Annotated in this window: 18 protein-coding genes and 1 pseudogene; 14 read left to right on the top strand and 5 right to left on the bottom strand. The window is 69.1% G+C overall.

The features are described from left to right. The first annotated feature begins 53 nt into the window (after positions 1-53). From B5D60_RS04685 to B5D60_RS04650, 8 genes and pseudogenes are all read left to right on the top strand, one after another. Positions 54-662 (top strand): TetR/AcrR family transcriptional regulator, encoded by a 609-nt coding sequence (locus tag B5D60_RS04685; RefSeq protein WP_231949013.1) that lies wholly within the window; start codon positions 54-56, stop codon positions 660-662. Positions 663-738: 76 nt separating this feature from the next. After that, a complete protein-coding gene (locus B5D60_RS04680; RefSeq protein WP_078699071.1) occupies positions 739-1,956 on the top strand; it encodes an acyl-CoA dehydrogenase family protein in 1,218 nt (405 codons plus the stop codon). Further along, positions 1,949-3,118, top strand: a complete 1,170-nt coding sequence (locus B5D60_RS04675) for an acyl-CoA dehydrogenase family protein (protein WP_078699070.1) — start codon at positions 1,949-1,951, stop codon at positions 3,116-3,118. The genes B5D60_RS04680 and B5D60_RS04675 overlap by 8 nt, the downstream gene beginning before the upstream one ends. A 79-nt stretch (positions 3,119-3,197) precedes the next feature. Beyond that, positions 3,198-4,259 carry an acyl-CoA dehydrogenase family protein gene (locus B5D60_RS04670; RefSeq protein WP_078699069.1) on the top strand — a complete coding sequence of 354 codons (1,062 nt, stop codon included), beginning with the start codon at positions 3,198-3,200 and terminating at the stop codon, positions 4,257-4,259. Positions 4,260-4,297: 38 nt separating this feature from the next. Next, positions 4,298-5,068 (top strand): SDR family oxidoreductase, encoded by a 771-nt coding sequence (locus B5D60_RS04665; RefSeq protein ID WP_078699068.1) that lies wholly within the window; start codon positions 4,298-4,300, stop codon positions 5,066-5,068. A 166-nt stretch (positions 5,069-5,234) separates the two neighbouring features. Then, positions 5,235-6,791: an ABC transporter substrate-binding protein gene (locus tag B5D60_RS04660; protein WP_078699067.1), complete on the top strand. Its 1,557-nt coding sequence runs from the start codon at positions 5,235-5,237 to the stop codon at positions 6,789-6,791. A 219-nt stretch (positions 6,792-7,010) separates the two neighbouring features. Further along, complete coding sequence (locus tag B5D60_RS04655) at positions 7,011-7,898, top strand: DUF4393 domain-containing protein (RefSeq protein ID WP_078699066.1); 888 nt, start codon at positions 7,011-7,013, stop codon at positions 7,896-7,898. 273 nt (positions 7,899-8,171) lie between these two features. Then, positions 8,172-9,674 (top strand): annotated as a pseudogene (locus B5D60_RS04650) (P-loop ATPase, Sll1717 family); the annotation flags it as partial. Positions 9,675-9,700: 26 nt separating this feature from the next. Here B5D60_RS04650 and B5D60_RS04645 read toward each other — a convergent pair. Beyond that, a complete protein-coding gene (locus B5D60_RS04645) occupies positions 9,701-11,254 on the bottom strand; it encodes an ATP-dependent DNA ligase (protein ID WP_078699064.1) in 1,554 nt (517 codons plus the stop codon). A 59-nt stretch (positions 11,255-11,313) separates the two neighbouring features. Between B5D60_RS04645 and B5D60_RS04640 the strand changes: the two genes are divergently transcribed. From B5D60_RS04640 to B5D60_RS04630, 3 genes are all read left to right on the top strand, one after another. Beyond that, positions 11,314-11,937 (top strand): hypothetical protein, encoded by a 624-nt coding sequence (locus B5D60_RS04640; RefSeq protein ID WP_231948973.1) that lies wholly within the window; start codon positions 11,314-11,316, stop codon positions 11,935-11,937. A 75-nt stretch (positions 11,938-12,012) separates the two neighbouring features. Next, positions 12,013-12,699 (top strand): type IV toxin-antitoxin system AbiEi family antitoxin domain-containing protein, encoded by a 687-nt coding sequence (locus B5D60_RS04635; RefSeq protein WP_078699063.1) that lies wholly within the window; start codon positions 12,013-12,015, stop codon positions 12,697-12,699. After that, positions 12,686-13,498 (top strand): hypothetical protein, encoded by an 813-nt coding sequence (locus B5D60_RS04630; protein WP_078699062.1) that lies wholly within the window; start codon positions 12,686-12,688, stop codon positions 13,496-13,498. The genes B5D60_RS04635 and B5D60_RS04630 overlap by 14 nt, the downstream gene beginning before the upstream one ends. Before the next feature lie 16 nt (positions 13,499-13,514). On the opposite strand, the gene B5D60_RS04625 is transcribed toward B5D60_RS04630, so the two are convergent. Beyond that, entirely contained in the window at positions 13,515-16,703 is a 3,189-nt protein-coding gene (locus B5D60_RS04625) for an acetyl-CoA carboxylase family protein (protein WP_078699061.1), read from the bottom strand. A gap of 86 nt (positions 16,704-16,789) precedes the next feature. Here B5D60_RS04625 and B5D60_RS04620 point away from each other — a divergent pair, with 86 nt between their 5' ends. Then, the gene (locus tag B5D60_RS04620; protein WP_078699060.1) at positions 16,790-17,395 is read left to right on the top strand and encodes a TetR/AcrR family transcriptional regulator; all 606 of its coding nucleotides are present in this window, start codon (positions 16,790-16,792) and stop codon (positions 17,393-17,395) included. A 13-nt stretch (positions 17,396-17,408) separates the two neighbouring features. On the opposite strand, the gene B5D60_RS04615 is transcribed toward B5D60_RS04620, so the two are convergent. From B5D60_RS04615 to B5D60_RS04605, 3 genes are all read right to left on the bottom strand, one after another. After that, entirely contained in the window at positions 17,409-17,921 is a 513-nt protein-coding gene (locus B5D60_RS04615) for a thioesterase family protein (protein ID WP_078699059.1), read from the bottom strand. Continuing rightward, positions 17,918-19,579, bottom strand: a complete 1,662-nt coding sequence (locus tag B5D60_RS04610) for an AMP-binding protein (protein ID WP_078699058.1) — start codon at positions 19,577-19,579, stop codon at positions 17,918-17,920. Before B5D60_RS04610 ends, B5D60_RS04615 begins: the two co-directional genes overlap by 4 nt. 136 nt (positions 19,580-19,715) lie before the next feature. Beyond that, complete coding sequence (locus B5D60_RS04605; protein ID WP_078699057.1) at positions 19,716-20,396, bottom strand: TetR/AcrR family transcriptional regulator; 681 nt, start codon at positions 20,394-20,396, stop codon at positions 19,716-19,718. A 120-nt stretch (positions 20,397-20,516) separates the two neighbouring features. Here B5D60_RS04605 and B5D60_RS04600 point away from each other — a divergent pair, with 120 nt between their 5' ends. Both B5D60_RS04600 and B5D60_RS04595 read left to right on the top strand, forming a co-directional pair. Next, entirely contained in the window at positions 20,517-20,732 is a 216-nt protein-coding gene (locus B5D60_RS04600) for a biotin/lipoyl-binding carrier protein (RefSeq protein ID WP_078701286.1), read from the top strand. 199 nt (positions 20,733-20,931) lie between these two features. Further along, positions 20,932-22,485 carry an acyl-CoA carboxylase subunit beta gene (locus B5D60_RS04595; protein WP_231948972.1) on the top strand — a complete coding sequence of 518 codons (1,554 nt, stop codon included), beginning with the start codon at positions 20,932-20,934 and terminating at the stop codon, positions 22,483-22,485. The last annotated feature ends 1 nt before the right edge of the window (position 22,486 follow it).

Genomic DNA, 22,486 nt, shown 5'->3' with positions numbered 1-22,486 from the left:
ACGGTCATGCCCCCGGGTCGTTGGTCGACGAGAGCAGCCTGCGCTCGTTGCCCGTGACGGCCCGGGGTCAGCGGACCCGTGAGGCACTCGTGTCGGCGGCGCGACGCGTGTTCGAGCGCGACGGGTTCATCAACTCCCGGCTGACGGACATCGCGCGCGAGGCGAACACGTCGATCGGCACCTTCTACACCTACTTCGACAGCAAGGACGAGATCTTCACGGCCGTCCTGCAGGTCGCGCAGGACGACATGCTGCACCCGGGCCTGCCGCGTGTCGAGGAGGATCCGCAGAACATCGCGGCCGTCCTCGAGGCCAGCAATCGCGCGTACTTCGAGGCCTACCGGCGCAACGCCAAGCTCATGGTGCTGCTCGAGCAGGTCGCCACGATCAACCCCGACTTCCGCGCGCTGCGCGTGCAGCGCTCGACGCTGTTCACCGACCGGGTGGCGCGGTGGGTGGAGTCCGCCCAGGAGTCCGGCCTGGCCGACCCGGCGCTCGATCCGTTGATGACCTCGCGCGCCCTGTCCAGCATGGTGAGCCGACTGGCCTACTACTCCTTCGCGCTGGGGGAGGGCTACGACCTGGACGCGATGGTCGAGACGTCGACGAAGCTGTGGTTCAACGCGCTGGGGATGACGTTCCCGGTGCGCGCCTCGGCCTGAGCCGGACCGACCATTGCCATCGGCGGGGCGACGCGCTAGCCTGAGTTGAATCTGAATTCACCTTTGGGAGACCCCCGTGGAATTTGCTTACGACGCCACCACCAACGACCTGATCGAGCGCCTGACCTCGTTCATGGACGAGTTCATCTACCCCGCCGAGGCGACGTTCTGGGAGCAGCTCGAAGCCGCTCCCGACGTGTGGTCGCCCCCGCCGGTGATCGAGGGGCTGAAGGCCGAGGCGAAGAAGCGGGGCCTGTGGAACCTCTTCCACCCGGGCGCCGAGGGCGCCGGGCTGACGAACCTCCAGTACGCGCCGCTGTGCGAGATCATGGGCCGCAGCCTGCACCTGGCTCCCACCGCCACGAACTGCGCGGCGCCCGACACGGGCAACATGGAGGTGCTGAGCATGTTCGGCACCGACGATCAGAAGAAGCAGTGGCTCGAGCCCTTGCTGGCGGGTGAGATCCGCTCCGCCTTCGCGATGACCGAGCCGGCCGTGGCCAGCTCCGACGCGACCAACATCGAGACCTCGATCGTGCGCGACGGCGACGAGTACGTCATCAACGGCCGCAAGTGGTTCATCTCGGGCGCGATGAACCCGAACGCCAAGATCATGATCGTCATGGGCAAGACCGACCCCAACGCGTCGCGTCACCGCCAGCAGTCGCAGATCCTCGTGCCGCGGGACACCCCCGGCATCGAGATCAAGCGCGGCATGCGCGTCTTCGGCTACGACGACCGCGACCACGGCGGCCACGCCGAGGTGATCTTCACCGACGTGCGGGTGCCCGTCACGAACCTCATCTCCGGTGAGGGCGAGGGCTTCGCGATCGCCCAGGCGCGCCTCGGGCCCGGCCGCATCCACCACTGCATGCGCCTCATCGGCATCGCCGAGCGCAGCCTCGAGCTGATGGTCGCGCGAGCCAACGACCGCGTGGCGTTCGGCAAGCCGCTCAGCGAGCAGGGCGTCGTCCGCGACTGGATCGCCGAGTCGCGCGTGAAGATCGAGCAGATCCGCCTGCTGACCCTGAAGGCCGCGTGGCTCATGGACACCGTCGGCAACAAGGGCGCCCACACCGAGATCCAGGCCATCAAGATCGCCGCGCCCCGCACGGTGGAGTGGATCGTCGACAAGGCGATCCAGGTCCACGGTGGCGGTGGCCTCAGCCAGGACTTCCCGATCGCCGAGTGGTTCGCCCAGGTGCGCACGCTGCGCTTCGCCGACGGGCCGGACGAGGTGCACAAGAACGCCCTCGCGCGTCACGAGCTGCGCAAGGCGGGGACGCGTGACTGACGTCCGCGCCGAGGTGGCGGCACTGCTCGAGCGGTTCGACGTCGCGACGGTCGACCCGGTGGAGTTCCTCGGTGCCCGGTTCGACGCCGGGCTGGCGTGGGTCCACTTCCCGGTGGGCCGCGGCGGCCTGGACCGCCCGCGCGACGAGCAGCAGGTGGTCGAGCAGCTGCTCGCCGAGGCGGGTGCCCCGGCGCCCGACCTCGGCCTGAACAGCATCGGCCTGGGCATGGCGGCGCCGACGCTCATCGCGTTCGGCACCCCGGAGCAGCAGGAGCGCTACCTGCGGCCCCTCTTCACGTGCGAGGAGGTCTGGTGCCAGCTCTTCAGCGAGCCCGGTGCCGGATCCGACCTCGCGGGCGTGGCCACGAAGGCCGTCCTCGACGGCGACACCTGGATCGTGAACGGCCAGAAGGTGTGGACCTCGGGGGCGCAGAACGCCCAGCGCGCGATCCTCGTCGCCCGCACCGATCCGACCGTGGTCAAGCACGCCGGCCTGTCGTACTTCGTCGTCGACATGGCCGATCCGGGCGTCGACGTGCGCCCGCTGCGCCAGATCACCGGTGAGGCCGAGTTCAACGAGGTCTTCCTGAATGACGTACGCGTGCCGGACGCCGACCGGGTCGGCGACGTGGGCCAGGGCTGGCGCGTCGCCACCACGACGCTCAACAACGAGCGTGTGGCGATCGGCAGCGGCGCCGACCGCGAGGCCGGCCAGATCGGCATCGTCACCGAGCGCTGGCGTACCGACCCGTCGGTCCGCTCCGCCGCCGAGCACGACCGGCTCATGTCGTGGTGGGTCGAGACCGAGGTGACCCGCCTCGCGGGCGAGCGCCTGCGCCAGCAGCTGGCCGTGGGCCAGCCCGGGCCCGAGAGCTCGGCGATGAAGCTCGCGTTCGCGAAGCAGGCGCAGCAGGTGTCCGGCTTCGCCCTCGAGCTCGATCCCGACGCGGGACTGCAGTACGACGACTGGACGATGGTGCGCACCGCGTCCGCGAGCTTCCTGGGCCGCGGTCCGGGCTTCCGCTACCTGCGCGCCAAGGGCAACTCGATCGAGGGCGGCACGTCCGAGATCATGCGCAACGTCGTGTCCGAGCGCGTGCTGGGCCTGCCCGCCGACCACCGCCCCGACAAGGGCGTCCCCTTCAACGAGGTGCCCCGATGAGCGAGCGTCAGCGAGTGAACCAATCAGAGCTTCGAGTCGGGCCATCGTCCTACCGTTGCTTCTCCGAGGCGGTGGCCCGATGAGCGAGTTGTTGTATTCCGACGTCGAGGAGTCGCTGCGCTCGAGCGTGCGCGGTGCGCTGAGGCGCACCGTCGATCCTGCGACCGTGGCGGCGCTCTACGACGCCCCGGACACCGACGTCTCCGCCGCCTGGTCCGCCCTCGCGGGCGACCTCGGGCTGGCCGGCCTGCTGGTCCCCGAGCAGTGGGGCGGCGCGGGCGCGAGCGCACGCGAGGCCTCCGTGGTGCTCGAGGAGTTGGGCCGCACCGTGGCACCCGTCCCGTTCCTGGAGAGCGCGGTCATCGCGACCACCGCCCTGCTGGCCGTCGAGGCCGAGGACGTCCTCCCGCTGGTGGCCTCGGGTGACCGCCGGATCGTCCTCGTCCTGCCGTGGTCGGCTCGTGCCGGCGCCTGGTCGGCGGGGGAGGGCCCGACCGCTCCGGTCGCGGGTGCGATCGGCGCCGACCTCTTCCTCGTGCCCACCTCCGAGGGCGGCACCGTGCGGCTCGTGCTGCACGAGACCGCCGACGTCACGCCGATCACGTCGCTCGACATGAGCCGGCCCCTGGCGTCCGTCACCCCGACGGGCGAGGGAACGGTGCTCGCCGAGGGCGACGCCGCGATCGCCGCGATCGACGCGGCCCTGGCCGCGGGCGCCGCGCTGCTGGCCTCCGAGCAGCTGGGCCTGGCCCAGTGGTGCTTGGAGACCACCGTGGAGTACGCGAAGACGCGCGTCCAGTTCGCCCGGCCGATCGGCTCGTTCCAGGCGATCAAGCACCGACTCGCCGACCTGTACCTCGAGGTCACGCAGGCGCAGGCTGCCGCGCGGTACGCGGCCGACACGCTCGCCACGAGCGATCCGGACGCCCCGGTCGCGCAGGCCGTGGCCCAGTCGTACTGCTCCGACGTCGCGCTGCACGCGGCCGAGGAGGCGCTGCAGCTCCACGGCGGCATCGGCATGACGTGGGAGCATGCGATCCACCTGTACCTGAAGCGGGCCAAGTCCGACCAGCTCGCGCTCGGCACGCCCGCGGCGCACCGTTCCGACCTGGCCGGCCTCGTCGACCTGCCGCAGTCCTGACCCCCCGACCCACCTCACCATCCACCTGGAGGATCCACATGGACACTACGTCACTTTTCTCGCTCGAAGGCCGCACCGCTCTCATCACCGGAGGGTCCCGCGGGATCGGCCGGATGATCGCCGAGGGCTACCTCAAGCAGGGCGCGCGGGTCTACATCTCGGCCCGCAAGGCCGAGGCGTGCGACGCGACCGCCGCCGAGCTCTCGGAGTTCGGGACGTGCGTGTCGCTGCCGGCCGACGTCTCGACGCTGGAGGGCATCAACGACCTCGTCGCGCGCTACCGCGAGCACGAGTCGAGCCTGGACATCCTGGTCAACAACGCCGGTGCCGCCTGGGGCGCGCCGTTCGACGAGTTCCCCGAGTCCGGCTGGGACAAGGTGATGGACCTCAACGTGAAGTCGCTGTTCTTCCTGACGCAGGCGCTGAAGTCGGACCTGGTCGCCGCGACGGGCGACCACCTCGCCAAGGTCATCAACATCGCCTCGATCGACGGCATCAGCCTGAACCCTCAGGAGACGTACTCGTACCACGCCAGCAAGGCCGGCGTCATCCAGCTGACGCGCCGCATGGCGATCCGCCTGATCGAGGACGACATCGCCGTCAGCGGCATCGCGCCGGGGGCGTTCGCCTCGAACATGAACAAGGATGCCCGCGACCACGCCGAGGAGATCAAGTCCTCGATCCCGTCGGGCCGCATCGGCACGTCCGAGGACATGGCCGCCGCCGCGATCTACCTCGCGGCACGGTCGGGCGACTACGTCGTGGGCTCGACCATCACGGTCGACGGTGGCGTCACGCACGCTCGCTGAAAGACGTTCACGGAAGGGCCGCGCGGTGATCCGCGCGGCCCTTTCGCATGAGTTGAAACCAATTTCAGTTAAACATGAGTTCAACATTGACTTTGCCGGTCGACCCCATCAGGATGGGCGGAACATGTGAGGACGATCACATGTCCATCGGAGGGAAAGGCTGGTCATGTCGAGACGAGTTCAGGCATTGGCACTGGTGACGATCGCGGCGCTCACGCTCGCCGCGTGCGGCGGGGAGTCCGGGGGAGCGCAGGGCCCGGCGGGGGAGGTTCCCGAGAGCCTCGTGATGGATCTGCGCAACGACGTGGACACCTTCGACCCGGCGATCTCCGCCTCCGACCAGGGCGCGATGCAGCTGTTCGAGGCCGTCTACGACACGCCGGTCCGCCAGGACCACAAGACCGGAGGGGTGGCGCCGGCGATGGCCTCCAAGTGGGAGGTCACGCCGACCAAGGTCGTGTTCACCCTGCGGCCGGACCTCAAGTGCAGCGACGGCTCCGACCTGCTGCCGTCGGACATCGCCAAGAACATGGAGCGCCTCGCCGACCCGGAGTCGGGCTCGCCCTTCCGCGGCCGGCTGTTCGGCTCCGGTGGCGCCAAGTCGATCGTCGGTGACGACAGTGCCGACACCCTCACGATCGAGGTCAACGAGCCCCACACGGACATGCTCGAGTCGATGACGAACGCGTTCATCGTCTGCCCGAAGGGTCTGGCGGACATCGAGGGACTCGCCACCGCACCTCAGGGGTCGGGCCCGTACAAGGTCACCTCGCTCAAGCGTGGCGAGGAGTACGTGCTGGAGGCGTGGGACTCCCCGGGTCTGGCCGAGGACGAGGAGATCCCGCAGAAGATCACCATGCGCGTGGTCACGGCGGACTCGACGCGGGCCAACCTGTTCGAGACGGGCGCCACCGACATCGCGGCGATCCTGGGCCGGGACTCCGAGCGCCTCGAGCGCGAGCACGAGCCCATCCAGGGCAAGGCGTTCGGCGCCGACTCGGTGTCGTTCAACGAGCGTGAGGGCCGCCCGTTCGCGGACGAGCGCCTCCGCCGCGTGGTCGCGCACGCGCTCGACCCGGCCGGCTACGCCAAGGCGGCGTCGTTCGGGGTCGCCGAGCCCGCCGAGACGGTGATCACCGACAACATGAACTGCTACACGCCGGAGAACGAGAAGTTCGTGCCGGAGAACGACATGGCCAAGGCCAAGGCCGAGCTCGCCGCGGCCGGTTACGGCCCGGGCGGCAAGGAGCTGACGATCGAGCTGCTCGGCTACGACGTGCAGAACTCCGGCCCTGACTACATCGCCGACGCCCTGCGCCAGCTGGGCATCAAGGTCGAGATCACGAACGGCACCCTCGCGCAGGGAGCGGGCATCATCTACGGCGACGGCACCGGCTGGGACATCTTCGTGTACCCGTACCAGACGGCGATCCGCACGCCCTACCCGATGGCGACCAAGATGAGCTCGGTCTTCGGCGAGGGCGGCGCGATGAACTGGGGCCGCGTGGACAACGAGGTCTTCGACGACCTGATCGAGAACAGCGTGTCGAGCCTCGAGGGCGACGAGCGCTGCCAGCGCTGGGGCGAGGCCGAGGCCGCGCTGCTGGAGCGTGCGGACTTCGTGCCGCTGATGGTCCCGGTGGCCAACTACTTCACGAAGGGGCTGACCTTCCAGGCCGGCTACCGCGTCGTGAACCTGCGCAGCATCCGCAACGCGGACTGACGCCCACGAGCCAGCAGCCCCGCCGGATTCCTCCCCGGCGGGGCTGCTGTCTGTTCGCAGTGACCCAAGGGCTCGTGGGCCGGTGATCGAGTAGGCGGCGAGCGAAGCGAGACGCCGTATCGAGATCATGCCTCCGATGACGAAGGCCCCAAGGCTCCTCCCTTTGAGCTTCCTCGCGAATCGGCGGCCTCGCGACGAACCGCGCGGTACGGTCGGCGGATGACGGGGATAGAGCTCGGCGCGAGCGGTGCCACCAAAGGCGTAGAGGTGTTGGGTAAGGCGCTCAACGGAAGCGAAGCGGAAAGGGCTGTCATTCGGGAGATTGCGAAGCAATCTCCGGGTGCTCAGGTTGCTGCCGCGGCGATGGGCGATCGGATGGCTGCGAAGCAGCTGACCATAAACAAGCTTCTCGCCCCACTTTTCTGGTTCGCGGGCTACCGGAGGGATTACTTCGAGTCTGGCGCCTTCGCAGAGGACATGGCGGAAAAGATGGCCTCCGTACCTCACGAAGAGCTCGTTAGCCCTGCACCCAACGTCGCTGCGCAGGCGATGGAAGGGCTCTCTTACTCTCTCGATGAACCAGATCTCAAGGAGATGTATCTCAATCTCTTGGCGACAGCGTCTGACCGCCGGAACGCCGCGGGCGCACACCCCTCATATGCTTCGGTGATCCGGCAATTGTCTGCCGAGGAAGCTTCGTTGTTGCCGCGGTTTCTCGCCAACCGGGCCGGGGAACCGATGGCCGAGATCCGCATGAAGCTCAATGAACCAAAGCGTGGGTTCCACACGTTGACGCGCCACGTTGTTGATCTTCGATCTCCGGAGACCAGCCAGCCTATTGTTCTCGCCGACTGGCCCATATACGTCGACAACTGGGTCAGGTTGGGACTAGTCGAAGCGGACTACCTAACGCATCGGGTCGCTGAGGACGCTTATGACTTCGTACGCGAGCGCGACGAGTTCACGCGACTTGAGGTGTCTGCGGACGAATCTTACGAACTCGCGGTGGAAAAGGGCCTTCTCAAACCAACGGACTTCGGAACGCGCTTCAGGCTCGCGGTGCTACCGCCCACCGAGGTTGGCGTTGAACCGCCCCCGTCTGTGTAGGCCCCGGCAGCTACCGGTCTCCTGCTCGGTGGATGGACGTAGCAAGAATGTGGCCTGCGTGATCCATCTCCAGTTCGGGAAGCGCTCGGTCTGCCACGCGAGTATCTCGTCGGTGATCCCGTCGAGCATCTTTTCGCGCCAAGGTAGTGAACGATCACGAGCACGGACCCGGGCCCGATAAAGTTCGGTTCACTGAACTCGAAGAATGGAGCGAAGAGTGTCGGCTGAAGGCTCCTCGAACGACATGGGTTCCTCGGCGACCCTTTTGCGTCTACCAACTCTGAGAATGAAGACAGCCTCGCGGACTACTTCGTACCGCCGCCCTATTTTGAGAGCGTGCTCGGATCCCCCAAGTCGCCGAAGTCGACGATTGTGTTCGCGCCGCGTGGAAGTGGTAAGACCGCGCAGCGGAGGATGATCGAGATCGCTTCAGGCCAGGGTGCCGACTTCGCCTGCGTGACGTATACGAACTTCTCGGAGACAGACCCGAGGAACGCAACTCTCGCGGATCACCTGCGAATTGTCTGCAGGCTTCTGACCGTTGCGGCGCTTAGCCACCTCGCGCACGATCCCGCTCGCGCCAAGACGCTCAGTGAGCACAACAAGCAGGTGCTGAAGTACTCATCTAGTGAGCTGCTCAGCAATCTGAATCAACAAGAACTGGAGGTAGCCATCTCGTCGGTCAAGTCATTGGGCGACAAAGCCTCGGACGCTTGGCACACGTACGGCGGCTTCATCTCTGCCGGGATTGCGGCGCTGATGAGTAAGTTCGGTCTCGATGGCGTAAAAGTTCCGTCGGAACTTGCGGAGAGCGCAACCCGTGAAGCTGCGACGCTTTCGTACCTCTTCCCCAAACTGGTCGACGTGTTCAAGGCACTTGGGTTCGACGCTGTCTACATTCTTGTCGACAAACTGGACGAGACTAGTAAGACAGGGAACAACCCAGATCTTGCGTTCAAACTCATTAGTCCGCTGCTGCTCGACCTCACTACGGTCGAACAGCCGGGCGTAGCGTTCAAGTTCTTCTTATGGGATCTGCTAAATGATCCCTTCATTGAGGAGGGAGGGCGAGGCGACCGTCTCGGTGTCTCCAACCTGCACTGGACCGTCCCCGAGTTGACAGAGATGCTCAGTCGACGCTTGGCTGCCTTCTCCGAGGGGCGAGTCACGAGTTTCAATGAGCTGGTTGATCCGGCATTCCCCGTCAATGTTCACCGGCTGCTCGCCCATCTCAGTCCGGACTCTCCTCGTGACATGATCCGGATGTGCGAGCGGATCGTCGCCGAGCACACACGTCAGCCCAGCTACCCGGCGAAGATCGCTGAGAGAACGATCTATAAAGGGATCTATGAGTTTTCGAAGACCCGAAGTCAGGAACTATTTGGCAAGTACATGAAGGACCTCAATCGGCTGCCTGAGCCTTCATTTACCAACACGCGCCTAGCAAGCGACGTGTTCAAGATCTCGACTACAGCGGTTCGAAATAAGATCGTCAGTTGGATCGAGGCGGGTGCCGTCGAGAAGATCGGCGAGCAGAGCCGCGGGGCTAAGCCGCTTCACATGTATGCGCTGAAGGATCCCAGACTTGCCATCGCCACCGCGGCGTCAAGCGGCGTTGGCAGGCTGCTGAGCTCCGACATCTTCATCTGCCCGTCTTGCTCGATAACCCTGATCACCTCTACTCCATCGGAGCCCTGCAAAGAGTGTGGAGCGGAGGCCGATGTGGCAGAGGTCAAGAGTCTGCTTGCCACATGCTCGCGAACTGAGGGCGGGTAAGTTGCGAGCTTCGCGCTCCGGCCGATTTAGACGTCAGTGGTGATCGTGGGACCAACACTCTCGCGTGCTGGGAGCATCTTCCGTAGAGTTTCGATCGTGTCGGCCTCGTGCGGCGCCTTGTCGTCGCGGTAGCGGACGACGCGCGCGAAGCGCAGGGCGAGGCCGCCGGGGTAGCGGGTGGAGCGCTGGAGTCCGTCGAAGGCGATCTCGACGACCTGCTCGGGACGCACGTGGACGACGTGACCCTCGCGGTGCGTCTCCAGGGCGAGGAAGCGCTCGGTCTGCCACGCGAGCATCGCGTCGGTCATCCCCTTGAACGTCTTGCCGAGCATCACGAAGCCGGTCGGGGACGACTCGTCGCGCGCGCCGAGGTGGATGTTGGACAGCCAGCCCTGTCGGCGGCCGGAGCCCCACTCGACGGCGAGGACCACCAGGTCGAGGGTGTGGACCGGCTTGACCTTGACCCAGGCCGAGCCGCGCCGGCCCGCGGCGTAGGGAGCGGAGAGGTCCTTGAGGACGACGCCCTCATGGCCCGCCGCGACGGTCTCGGCGGCGAAGGCGTCGGCGGCCGCCACGTCGGAGGTGACGAGGCGACTGACGCGGTGGGCCTCGGGCACGAGCGCGTCGAGCGCGGCGAGGCGCTCGTGGCCGGGGGCGTCGAGCAGGTCACGGCCGTCGACGTGGAGCACGTCGAAGAAGTGCGGCGTGATCGCGACACCCGCGGCCTGGGCGGTGCGGCTGGCGGTGTCCTGGAAGGCCAGCGGACGGCCGTCGTCGGACAGCGCGAGCGCCTCGCCATCGAGCACGAATCGCGTGGCGGGAAGCGAGCGGGCGATCTCGACCACCTCGGGCAGCCGCTCGGTGATGTCGTCGAGGCTGCGGGTGACCACGAGCACGGCGTCGCCGTCGCGGTGGACCTGGATGCGAATCCCGTCGAGCTTGGCGTCGACGGCGACCTCGGCGCTGCCGTCGGGGGAGAGGCTGGCCATCGCGGTGGCCACGTCGGGGGCGCTCGAGGCCAGCATCGGCATCACCGGCCGGCCGACCTCGAGGCCGATCGCGGCCAGCGACTCCTCGCCCTCGAAGGCGGCACCCGCCGCTGCGACCGTGCTGCCGGTGAGCATCGCCGCCCGGCGGACCGCCGCCGCCGGGACCCCGGCGACCTGCGCCACCGCCTCCTGCGTGACGGCGTCGAGCGCGCCCTGGCGGAGGTTGCCGGTGACGATCGCGCGCAGCCACGCCTGCTCGACTTCGGTGGCGCGCCCGAACAGCTCGGCGACGGCCTCCTGCCGGGCGCGCTGCGAGCCGGACCCGGACAGCCTCGAGATCGCCTCGAACGCCGCGTCGACCTCGAGCACGCTGAGCGACGGCTCGTCGGCCGGTGGCGTCGGTGCGCTCACGCCCCGCCAGCCCAGGCCCGTGCGCCGCTGGCGCAGCGCGCCACCGAGGTAGGACACGACGACCTCGAGCTCATCGGGCTCGACCCGGCCGAGCAGCTCGGCGAGCAGCGCGACCTTCGCCTTCCGGGAGCGTGTGGCGGCGACCTCGGCGGAGGTGGCGACGAGCTCGGCGAGCAGCATGAGCCCATCCTGCCGCTCGCCACCGACAGCCGCTGGCCCTGAGCGGGCAGGATGGACTCGTGAAGTCGGGTCGGATCAGGGAGCGCTTCGCCGGCCGGATCGCCGGGGTCGGCAGCACGAGCGGGATCCGCGTGGTCGTCGGGCGCTGGGACGCCTCGCCGTGGGGCGCGTTCGCGGACGTGATGCTCGAGGACGCGGCCGGCCACCGCGTGCTGCTCGCCCCGTCCGATCGGGTGCGGGACTTCGTCGCGGCGACCTACACGTTCGACGAGCACGTCATCGAGCCCGTGTCCGTGACGGACACCGCCGACGGGTGGCAGGTCCAGGCGCCATCGCTGTCGCTGCGGCTGGTGGTCGGAGGTCGGACGCCGCTCGGCGTGCTGCTCGGCCTCGTGCCTTCGCGGGTGGCCACCGCGCCCGCGTGGTGCGGTGCGATCGACCCGGTGGCGCGGGTCGTCATGCGGGGCGTGCGGACGCGCGGGACGGCCGGGAACGACCGCCGTGAGTGGTACGGCGCGACCGGGGTCACCGCGGTGACCGCGATCGCCGGGACGTGGCGGGGGACCGACCTCGGGGACCTCGCCCCGGTCGACCCGCCGTGCCGCTTCGGGTTCTCGAGCACGCCGGCGAGGCCGTCGGTGACGAGCGTCGTGACGACGATCGAGCGGTCAGTGCCAACGTGATCTCGATACGCCTGCTCGTGCCTTGCGTGCCACCATCGCTTTACAGATAACCACCGGAAGAGGCAATATTCTGTTGTGGCATTCCGTGGCGACTTCCTGACTACCCAAGAGGCATCTGACCTCCTGGGCGTCGAGGCCCGCCAAGTGCGCGTTCTCGCCGAGGCGGGGGACATCGTCCGTGTTGCCCGCGGCATCTTCGACCGCACCTCGGTGGAGCGCTACCGCGCCGAACGTGGCACGGGCCGGACTCGGACGTGGGCGGAGCACACCGCCTGGGGAGCTGTCGCACTGCTGTCGGGCGCGGCCCCGTTGGACCTCGGTGACACACAGAGGTACCGGTTGCGCGCCACTCTGCTCGACATCACCGACCCGAGCGAGCTGGCCATCAGGTTGCGCGATCGTGCAACCGTCACCACCTGGTCCGGCCACCGCTCGGTCAACGAACGCGTCCGAGAGGAGCTCGTCATCCCCGGCCGCCAGCGTCTCGGACTCGTCGAGGACGCCGCCATCGTCGACGGCTATGTCCACACCAGTCGGATCGCGGACCTCGTGCGCCGCTGCCGGTTGCGCGAGGACACCACGGGATCCATCACTTTGCGCCACACCTCCATGGACATCGAGTTCATCAACTACTTGGCAACGCTCAACAGGACGCTCGCCGCTGTCGACGCCGCCACGTCCCTCGACCCGCGCGAACGCGGTGTGGGACAGCAGGCTTTGATTCAACGATTGGAGCTGTTCCGCGAAAATGCCCGACGGTGAGAATCTGGGCGAGCGCCCCACCATCGACATCGCCGCCGCCACTGGCGGCTGGCCGGACCCGTGGCCGAACGTCGCCGAAATCGCCGCAGTGCTGCCGACCGACAGGTGGACTCTGGTCGGTGGCCTCATGGCCCAGTTGCATTCCATCCACCACGGCCTGGGCATCGTGCGCCCGACCAACGACGTCGACATCGTGCTGCACATCGAGACCTCCCGCGGCGTTGCCACCCAGACCGCGGCCGCCCTGCGCTCTCTCGGCTACGAGCTTCGCCCAGCCGTCGATCCCCGCGACAACACGGCTCACCGCTTCTTTCGAGGCGCCAGCAAGATTGACCTGGTCGCCAGCCTACTCGACGAGGACGCCGAAGACGTGGTGGACGTCCTGCTCGCCGACCACCACGCTCCGAGGGTCACCGAACGGCTCGCCGGACGCGACATGGTCCGCATCGAGGGCGGCACACAGGCGCTGCGCCGCACCATCAACGCGCGTCTGGAGGTCGACCCCGGAACCATCACCACGGTCTCGGTGCCGAACGTGTTCGGGGCACTCATCTTGAAGGCCGCCGCCTACAAGACCGACTCCCGCGACCCCGAGCGCCACCTGCGCGACGCGGTGGCGCTGCTGGCCTGCATCGACGACCCGTTCGCTGAGCGGGAGCGCTTCACCGGCTCGGACCGATCCCGACTCCTGACGTTGCGAGCCCGGCTCGCTCCCGAGGACGTCGCTTGGACTGTGGTAGCCGGCCAGCGCCGTATCGACGCCGAGACGGCGCTGGAGATCCTGACGGAAGAAGACTGACCGCAGCGGATCAGGCTCACCAGGTGTCGACGTAGCGGTGCGATCCCTCGCCCTCCCAGTCGCCGAGGGTGGCCACGATCCAGCGGCGGGTGTCGGCGGGGTCGATGACCTCGTCGAGCTCGAGCTTCATCGCGCCGTTGATCGCCTTGCCGGCCTCGTAGTGCTGGGCGACGAGCTCCTCGTAGCGCTCGGCCCGGGCCTGCTCGTCCTCGATGGCGGCCAGCTCCTTGGAGAAGCCGAGCCGCACGGCGCCCTCGAGACCCATGCCGCCGATCTCGCCGGTGGGCCACGAGACCGTCGCGGTGGTCTGGGCGAAGCCGCCGGCCGCCATCGCCTGAGCGCCCAGCCCGTAGGCCTTGCGCAGGACGATCGTGGTCATCGGCACCTTCAGGTGCGCGGCGATCACGAACAGCCGGCTGAAGTGGCGCACCGTGGCGGTCTGCTCGCTCTCCGGACCGACCATGAAGCCGGGGGTGTCGCACAGCGACACGACGGGCAGGCCGTGCGCGTCGCACAGCTGCAGGAACCGGGCCATCTTGTCGGCCGCGTCAGCATCGATCGCGCCGCCGAGGTGGGCGGGGTTGTTCGCGACGAGTCCGTACGCCCGGCCCTCGATCCGCACCAGTGCGGTGATCGCGCCGGTGCCGAACTCGCGGCGCAGCTCCAGCACGCTGTCGGTGTCGACGAGCGCGTCGATGACCGTGCGGATGTCGTAGACCTGCTTGCGGTTCTCGCCGATGACGTGGCGCAGCCGGCGCTGGTCGGCGGCTTCCCACGCGGTGCGTCCGCCCTGGAAGTACGAGAGGTAGCGCTGGGCCACGCTGATCGCCTCGGCGTCGTCGCCGACGACGATGTCGACCACCCCGTTCGGGGCCTGCACCGACATCGGGCCGATCTGCTCGGGGGTGAAGACGCCGAGCCCGCCGCCCTCGATCATCGCCGGGCCGGCCATGCCGAGGTTGGCGTCCTCGGTGCCGATGATGACGTCGCAGCAGCCGAGCAGGGCCGCGTTGCCGGCGAAGCAGCGGCCCGTGAGGATGCCGACCGTCGGCACGACGCCGCTCAGTGAGCCCATCGTGGCGAAGGTGCGCACGTTCAGCCCGGCGGCCAGCAGGTCGGCCGTGTCGGTGTCGCCGGGTCGACCGCCGCCGCCCTCGGCGAACAGGACGACCGGCAGCTTCCGGTCGCGCGCCAGCTCCAGCAGGCGGTCGGTCTTCTTGTGGTTGAAGTAGCCCTGCGTGCCGGCGAGCACCGTGTAGTCGTAGGCCAGGACGGCGCAGCGACGCGAGGCACCGGCGTCGTCGCCGTTGATCGTGCCGAGGCCGGTGATGATGCCGTCGGCGGGCGTGTTGTCCATGAGGTCGTCGAGGGTGCGGCGCTGCCGCTGGGCCGCGACGGTCAGCGCGCCGTACTCGGTGAAGGTGCCCTCGTCCACGAGCAGGTCGACCCACTCGCGCGCGGTGAGGTGGCCTCGGGCGTGCCGCTTGGCGACGGCCTCGGTCCGGGAGGCGTCGCGGGTGCGGGCGATCCGGTCGTGGAGCTCCGCGAGGTCGGGGCGGATGTGGTCGAGGTCGACGTCCGCGTCCTCGGCGTGCTGGTGGTCGACGGTGTCGTCGGGTGCGACGACGGCGATCGGCTGGCCGGCCGCCACCTGCTCGCCGGCCCCGACGAGGACCTCGGTGACGGTGCCGGCGAACCCGGCCGTGACGGGGTGCTCCATCTTCATCGACTCGAGGGTCGCGAGCGGCGACTTCGGTCCCACGGTGTCGCCGGGCTTCACCGACACCGCCAGCACCGTGCCGTTCATGACCGAGGTCACGGTGCCGGACTCGTCGGTGGTGCGCTCGGTGTCGGCGCGATCGGCCAGCAGGCGGTCGAGCCACGCGGTGGTGACCTCGCCGCTGCGGACGGCGTCGTGCGCCAGCAGCTCGCGCAGCAGCGGGACGTTGGTCCGCACGCCGTCGATCCGCAGGGCGGCGACCGCCGCGTCGGCGTCGGCGCACGCGGTGGCGTGGTCGCCCTCGGTGACGGTGACGACCTTCGCGAGGAGGGAGTCGAACGTGCCGTCGACGACGGTGCCCGCGGCGATGCCCGTGTCGACGCGGACGCCGTCGGGGGCGGAGAAGGCGGTGACGGTGCCAGTGGTGGAGACGACCGTGCCACCGACGACCTCCTCGGCGTTCACGCGCGACTGGATCGCGACGACGCCGGGGCGGGGCTGCACGTCGGTCGGCACGCCTGCCTCGTCGAGACGGTGGCCGGCCGCCACGAGCAGCTGGGCCCGCACGAGGTCGGTGCCGGTGACCTCCTCGGTGACCGTGTGCTCCACCTGGAGCCGCGGGTTGACCTCGATGAACACGGCGTCGAGCGGGCCCCCGCGGCGCAGCAGGTCGGCGTTGACGAGGAACTCGACCGTGGCCAGGCCGCGGTAGCCCAGGGGGTCGGTGAGGTCCTTCGCCCACGTGGTCAGTCGCTCGCGGTGGGCGTCGGTCAGCGACGGGCTCGGCGCGACCTCGATGACCTTCTGGTGGCGGCGCTGCACCGAGCACTCGCGCTCGCCGAGCGTGACGACGCCCGTGCCATCGCCCAGCACCTGCACCTCGATGTGCTTGGCGGTGGCGAGCAGCCGCTCGGCGTAGACGGACGCGTTGCCGAAGGCGCGCTCGGCCTCGGAGCGGCAGCGGTCGTAGGCCTCGGCGAGGTCGGCGGCGTCGGTGACGGGGCGCATGCCGCGTCCGCCGCCACCGGAGACGGCCTTGATCATGATCCCGGCGGGGTGACGCTCGAGCAGGGCAGCGACCTCGGCGAGGGAGGCGTCGCGGCCGGTCGCGTCGAGGACCGGCACGCCGTGGGCCAGCGCGTGCTCCCGGGCACTGCCCTTGTCGCCGAACAGCTCGAGGGTGGTCGGCTCCGGGCCGACGAAGACGAGCCCCGAGGCCTCGCACGCCCGCGCGAGCTCCGCGCTCTCGCTGAGGAATCCGTAGCCCGGGTGCACCAGGTCCGATCCGGTCAGCACCGCGGCGGCCACGATGGCCTCGACGTCGAGGTACCCGGCCACGCCGGCCTTCGGGAGCAGGTAGCTCTCGGGGTCCGCGCTGCCCGCCTCCTCGGCGGTGTGCACGTGCTGGGGCGTCCAGTCGAGCGCACGGACCGCGCGCTCGATCCGGTGGGCGATCTCGCCGCGGTTGGCGATCAGGACCTTCATCGTCGACTCCTGGTGTTGACGTAAGTGTCAACAGCCATCCTCGCGACTGTTGACACTTGTGTCAATGGGCAGGCTAGGGTAAGGCCATGACTCAGGGCTGGGCGATCCGCGAGGACCACGACCGGGCGGACGCGCAACGGCACGGCGAGCTGCTCACCGCGGCTCGCGCGGCGTTCGAGGAGCTCGGCTACGGCGCCACCACGATCGCCGAGATCACGCGCCGGGCCGGCGTCAGCCGCGCCACGTTCTACGTCTACTTCGCGTCGAAGGAGCAGGTCTTCGCCGTCCTCGCCGAGCAGGTGCGCGACCGCTTCCTGCGCGCCCAGGACCTGTCCGGGATCGATCGCGACGCCGTCGACGAGGTGCTGCACCGCACGATCGCGACCACGCTCGAGGCGACGGTCGAGAACCTCGCGCTGATGACCGTCCTCAACCACCAGGCGGTCGCCGACGAGGAGATGCGCCGCCTCTGGCGCGAGATCCAGGGCGAGGCCGTGCACCGCACGGCCACGTACGTCAGCCAGCAGGCCCGCGCCGGCCGGGTCGAGCCGGTGGCCGATCCCGAGGCGCTGGGCATGATGGGCGCCGGGATGAACGACCGCTACGCGCCCCTCGTGGTGGCCGGCGAGACCACCGTGGACGAGGCCGTCGAGGAGATGCACCGCATCTGGATGGCCTGTCTCGGCCACTGAGCCGCGGAAGGACTCACTCGGTCGGGCGCGTGGTGCCGAGGCGATGACTCGGCGGCAGCGACCACGGCAGCGCGGCGTGCTGCTCGAGGAGCTCGTCGATGCGCTCGGCCACGTCCGGCGCGAACGGTGCCGTGCGGCGGGTCGTCAGGTCCACGTAGGCCTCGACGAACTCCAGGGTGCTGGCGATCTCGCCGGTGGTGCGGTTGGCCACGATCGTGACGGCGTGGACCGTCTTGGGTCCGCGGGCCAGGATCCTCAGGTGCGTCGAGACCTCATGGCCCACGAGGATCTCCCGGTGGAACTGCACGTGGTGCGTGAGGCTGAACGAGCTCTGCCCGGTGCGGTCGAGGAAGGCCTGGTCGAGGCCCACCTGACGCTCCCAGGACTCCTCGGCGGCGTCCATGTGCAGGTCGTAGTGCCCGCGCACGTTCACGTGGCCGTTGAGGTCCTGGTACCGCTCGGGCACCGTCCGGGTGAAGAGCGCGCCGAGCGGCTCGAGCTCCTCGAGCGTGGGCAGGGCGGTCACGACGAGACCTTGGAGTTGAGCGCGGCCGCGTCGTCGGCCAGTTCGTTCTTGCGCACCTTGCCGGTGGCGGTCATCGGCAGGGAGCCGAGCACCGAGACGAGCGGCACCTTGTAGGTGGCCATGTTCGCGCGCGACCACGTCACGAGCTCCTCGGCGGTGACGTCCGAGCCGGCCTTGGGGACGACGAACGCCACGGGGCGCTGGCCGGTGTCGGGGTCGTCGGTGGGGACGACCGCGACCGAGTCCACGGCGGGGTGTTGGGCCAGCAGCATCTCGACGTCCGCGGGGAACACGCTCATGCCCCTGACCTTGATCATCTCCTTGCGGCGACCGAGGTAGTGCAGGAAGCCCTGCTCGTCGATGCGGCCGTTGTCGCCGGTGTGGATCCACCCGTCGACCAGCTGCTCGCGGGTGGCCTCCTCGTTGCGCCAGTAGCCGTCGGTGACCGAGGGGCTGCGCACGATGATCTCGCCGACCTCGCCCAGCGGGACGGGGTTCTGGGTGCCCAGCTCGACGATGGCGATGTCGGTGCCGGGCACCGGGATCCCGCAGAAGACGGGCTCGGCGAGCAGATCCTGGTCGTTCTCGGCGAAGCCGTAGGGCACGGCGTCGATCGTGTGGGTCTCGGTCATGCCGTAGGCCGACTCGCGCAGCACCGAGCCGGGCACGAGCTCGGCCCAGCGGTGCCGGACCTCCGGGGTCATCTTGCGGACGAACGAGACGGCCTGCGGGTCCAGCAGCGAGCTCAGGTCGCGCGACGCCAGATCCTGGGTGTCCATCAGCTCGAGGTAGTTCTCGACCGTGCCCGTCATGAGGGTGACGTGCTCGCGCTCGACGGTGTCGACCACCTCGGCGGCGCTCCAGCGCGCCATCAGGATGCTGGAGCCGCCGAGCACGAGGGGGATCAGGATGCCGAGGTCCTCGCCCGCGATCCAGAAGATCGGCAGGTAGCACAGCGAGACGTAGCTGCCGTCGGACGGCATCGCGGTGGCCGCGGCTGCGCTGGCCACGGTGTAGAGCATGTGGCGCTGCGAGTGCTGGCAGCCCTTCGGCATGCCGGTCGTCCCGCCCGTGTAGTTCAGCGCGGCGAGCGACTCGAGGTCGCCGTCGTCGCCCGCGTACGGGGCCGCGCTCACGGCCGACTCCCAGCCGAGCTCGCCGGTGCCGTCGGTCAGCAGGACGGGGATCGCGGGGACGCGGTCGGCGCACGCCTCGAGCGTCGCCGACAGCGCCGTGTTCGTCACGACGAGCACGGGCTCGCTGTCGAGCAGCTCGTACGCGAGCTCGGCCGGCTGGAACATCGGGTTCACCGGCACGTGGACGGCGCCGAGGCGCAGCAGGGCCAGGAAGGCGATGACGAACTCGGTGGAGTTGCCGAGGTAGACCGCGACGCGATCGCCGCGGCCCACGCCGTGCTCGGACATCCACGTGGCCACGCGGCGGTGCGCGTCGTCGAGCTCGGCGTAGGTGTACCGGGTGTCGCCGAGGGCGAGCGCGAGGTGGTCGGGCCGCTCGGCCGCCCAGTGCGACACGTGGGCCGGGATCGTGATCTCACCGGCCGGGTACGTGACCTCGTTCGGGATCCCGGCGGGACGCAGGGCGTCCTGCAGCCGGCGGACTTCGGCCAGGTACGAGTCGAGGGTCTGCGGGGTCGTCATGGGACGGCTGCCTCCGGGGGGTCGGGGGAGACCGGGCACGGAAGGTGACGACGGTCTCATTGACGTCAGTGTCAACGAGTGAAGCCGACTTTGACGGTCGTGTCAACAGGCGGGCGCGGACTCGCCCGAGGAGCCTTCAGTGCGACAGGTGGCGGGCGCCGGCGAGGGTCATCGCCAGGTCGGCGTACTGGAAGCCGATCGCGGTGGGCGTACGCGCGGACCCGTGCCGGTACCAGCGCGCGACGTCGATGCAGGTCGACAGGATCGTGATCTTGGCCCACTCCAGGTCGGCGAGCCGGAAGGTGCCCTCGGCCACGCCGGCCTCGAGGATCTCGAGGACGTGTTCGTCGACAGCGCGTCGCAGCGCCCACACGTCGGCGAACTCCGGTCCGCGTTGCAGCCGGATCTCGTACTCGATCGAGCGCGACAGCAGGTTCATCTCGGCGTTCCACGTGGCGAACGACGCCACCCCCAGTCTGAGCTGGCCCACCGGGTCGGCGGCCTGCCGCGCGGGCTGGCTGAAGGCGCCCGTGGAGGCCCGGTGTCCCTCGAGCGCGATGCGGTGGAACAGCTCCTGCTTGGACTCGAAGTGGATGTAGACCGCCGCCGAGCTCATGCCCGATCGCGTGGCGATCTCGCGGGTGGACGCACCGTGGTAGCCGAGGTCGGCGAACGCGAGGGTCGCGCCGCGCAGGATCTTGCGCGAGGCGCCCGTGGCCCGTTCGTCCCAGAACTGCTCGATCCGTCGCTCGGCGTGCTCGCGGTCGATCAGGACCCGCGGGGGGATCGCCGCCTGCGGCGGGCTGGTCTCGGCCATCGTCGTCACTCCATTTCAGCCTCTGCACACCCCTGAGTGGCGCTGCAGGCTCCCCATCATCTCATCATAAGCGTATGCTTAGGTTTCCTCCAGCATGACGAAGCAATGAAAGGTCACGACATGTCCGACGTGCGATCCGAGCTGACAGCCTCCGTGTTCAAGATCGAGGTTGCCGTCGGCGACCAGGTGGAGGAGGGCCAGCCCCTGCTCATCCTGGAATCGATGAAGATGGAGATCCCGGTCGTGGCTCCCCGGGCCGGCGTGGTGCAGGAAATCCTGCCATCCGAGGGAGATGTGGTGGAGGAAGGCGCCATTGTGGCGCGCTTCAGCGACTGAGCCGCCGGATGTTCCTCGTGGCCGAGCCGGATTTCACCGGCTCGGCCGCTGTCATTCCAAGTACATGAAAATAACTTCAAGTTCAGGCTTGACCCTGTGATGGGGATCACTTAACGTGGATCTTCGCGGACCTAAGCGAATGCTTAGGTCAGGTGACAACGAGGCGGTCCGGCCGCCTTCTCCGATCAAAGGGGCAGCAGTGAGCCACGTGTGGTCCGACGAGATCGACGAGATCTCCCGCCGACAGCGTTTCGCCGAGTTGCTCGGCGGCGAGGACAAGATCCGCCGCCAGCACGAGAACGGTCGCAGCACCGTCCGCGAGCGCATCGTCGACCTGCTCGACGACGGCAGCTTCGAGGAGGTCGGCGCCCTCGCGGGCTTCGCCACCCGCGCCGACGACGGCAGCACCGTCAGCGTCATGCCGGCCAACTTCGTGTTCGGCCTCGGCGAGATCGACGGCCGCCGCGTCGCCCTCGGTGCCGACGACTTCACGATCCGCGGCGGTGCGGCCGATGCGTCGATCATGGCCAAGCAGGTCGACTCCGAGCGGATGGCCGGCGCCCTGCGTGCACCCCTGGTGCGGCTGGTCGAGGGAACCGGTGGCGGCGGCAGCGTCCGGATGATCGAGGACGCCGGCTACACCTACGTGCCCGCCAACCCCGGCTGGGACGCGCTCGTGGAGAACCTCTCGCTCGTCCCCGTCGTCGCCGCCTGCATGGGCCCCGTGGCCGGACTCGGCGCGGGCCGCGTGGCGATGAGCCACTTCAGTGTCCTGATCGAGGGCATCTCGCAGATGTTCGTCGCGGGCCCGCCCGTCGTGAAGCACGCCACGGGGGAGACCCTCGACAAGGAGCAGCTCGGCGGCGCCGAGGTGCACCGCCGCAGCGGAGCGATCGACCGGATCGTCCCCGACGAGAAGGCGGCCCTGCAGGCCGTCCGCGACTTCCTGTCGTACCTGCCGTCGAGCGTCCACGACGTGCCGCCGGTCATCGCGGGGATCGAGCCGACCACCTCGTCCGAGGGCCTGGCCGACGTCGTGCCGCGCAACCGTCGTCAGCCGTACCGGCTGCGCACGATCCTCGACGCGATCTTCGACGGCGGCTCGAACTTCGAGTACGCCGGATTCGGAGCCTCGGTCTACACCGGCCTGGCTCGCCTCGACGGCCACCCGGTCGGCGTGATCGCCACCGATCCGTACAAGGGCGCGACGATGACGCCCAACGGCGCCGACGCCATGACGCGCCTCATCGACCTGTGCGAGACGTTCCACCTGCCGATCGTGAGCCTGACCGACCAGTCGGGGATGCAGATCGGCCTCGCGGCCGAGAAGTCGGCCTCGATCCGTCGCGGCGCCCGCGCCGTGGTCGCGGCCTACCAGGCCCGCGTGCCGATGGCCGAGATCATCGTGCGCCGCGTCTTCGGTGTGGGCGGGGCCGGGCAGGTCAACCGCCACCGCTTCAACCGCCAGTGGGCCTGGCCCTCCGGCGACTGGGGCTCGCTGCCCGTCGAGGGTGGCGTCGAGGCGGCCTACCGTGCCGACCTCGAGGCGTCGGACGATCCCGAGGCGATGATGAAGGAGATCCACGATCGGCTCGAGGTCTCCCGCTCGCCGTTCCGCACGGCCGAGCGCTACGGCGTGCAGGACCTCATCGACCCGCGCCGCAGCCGCGAGCTGCTGACCCGCTGGGTGCGCGACGCCTACCGGGTCGTCCCCGAGCAGGTCGGCCCCCCGTCGTTCGGGACGAGGCCCTGAC

Origin of the sequence: Aeromicrobium choanae, from assembly GCF_900167475.1 — a bacterium.
Lineage (GTDB): Bacteria > Actinomycetota > Actinomycetes > Propionibacteriales > Nocardioidaceae > Aeromicrobium > Aeromicrobium choanae.
The sequence above is the reverse complement of the archived record's forward strand: the minus strand, read 5'-3'. Positions and strand labels throughout refer to the sequence as shown.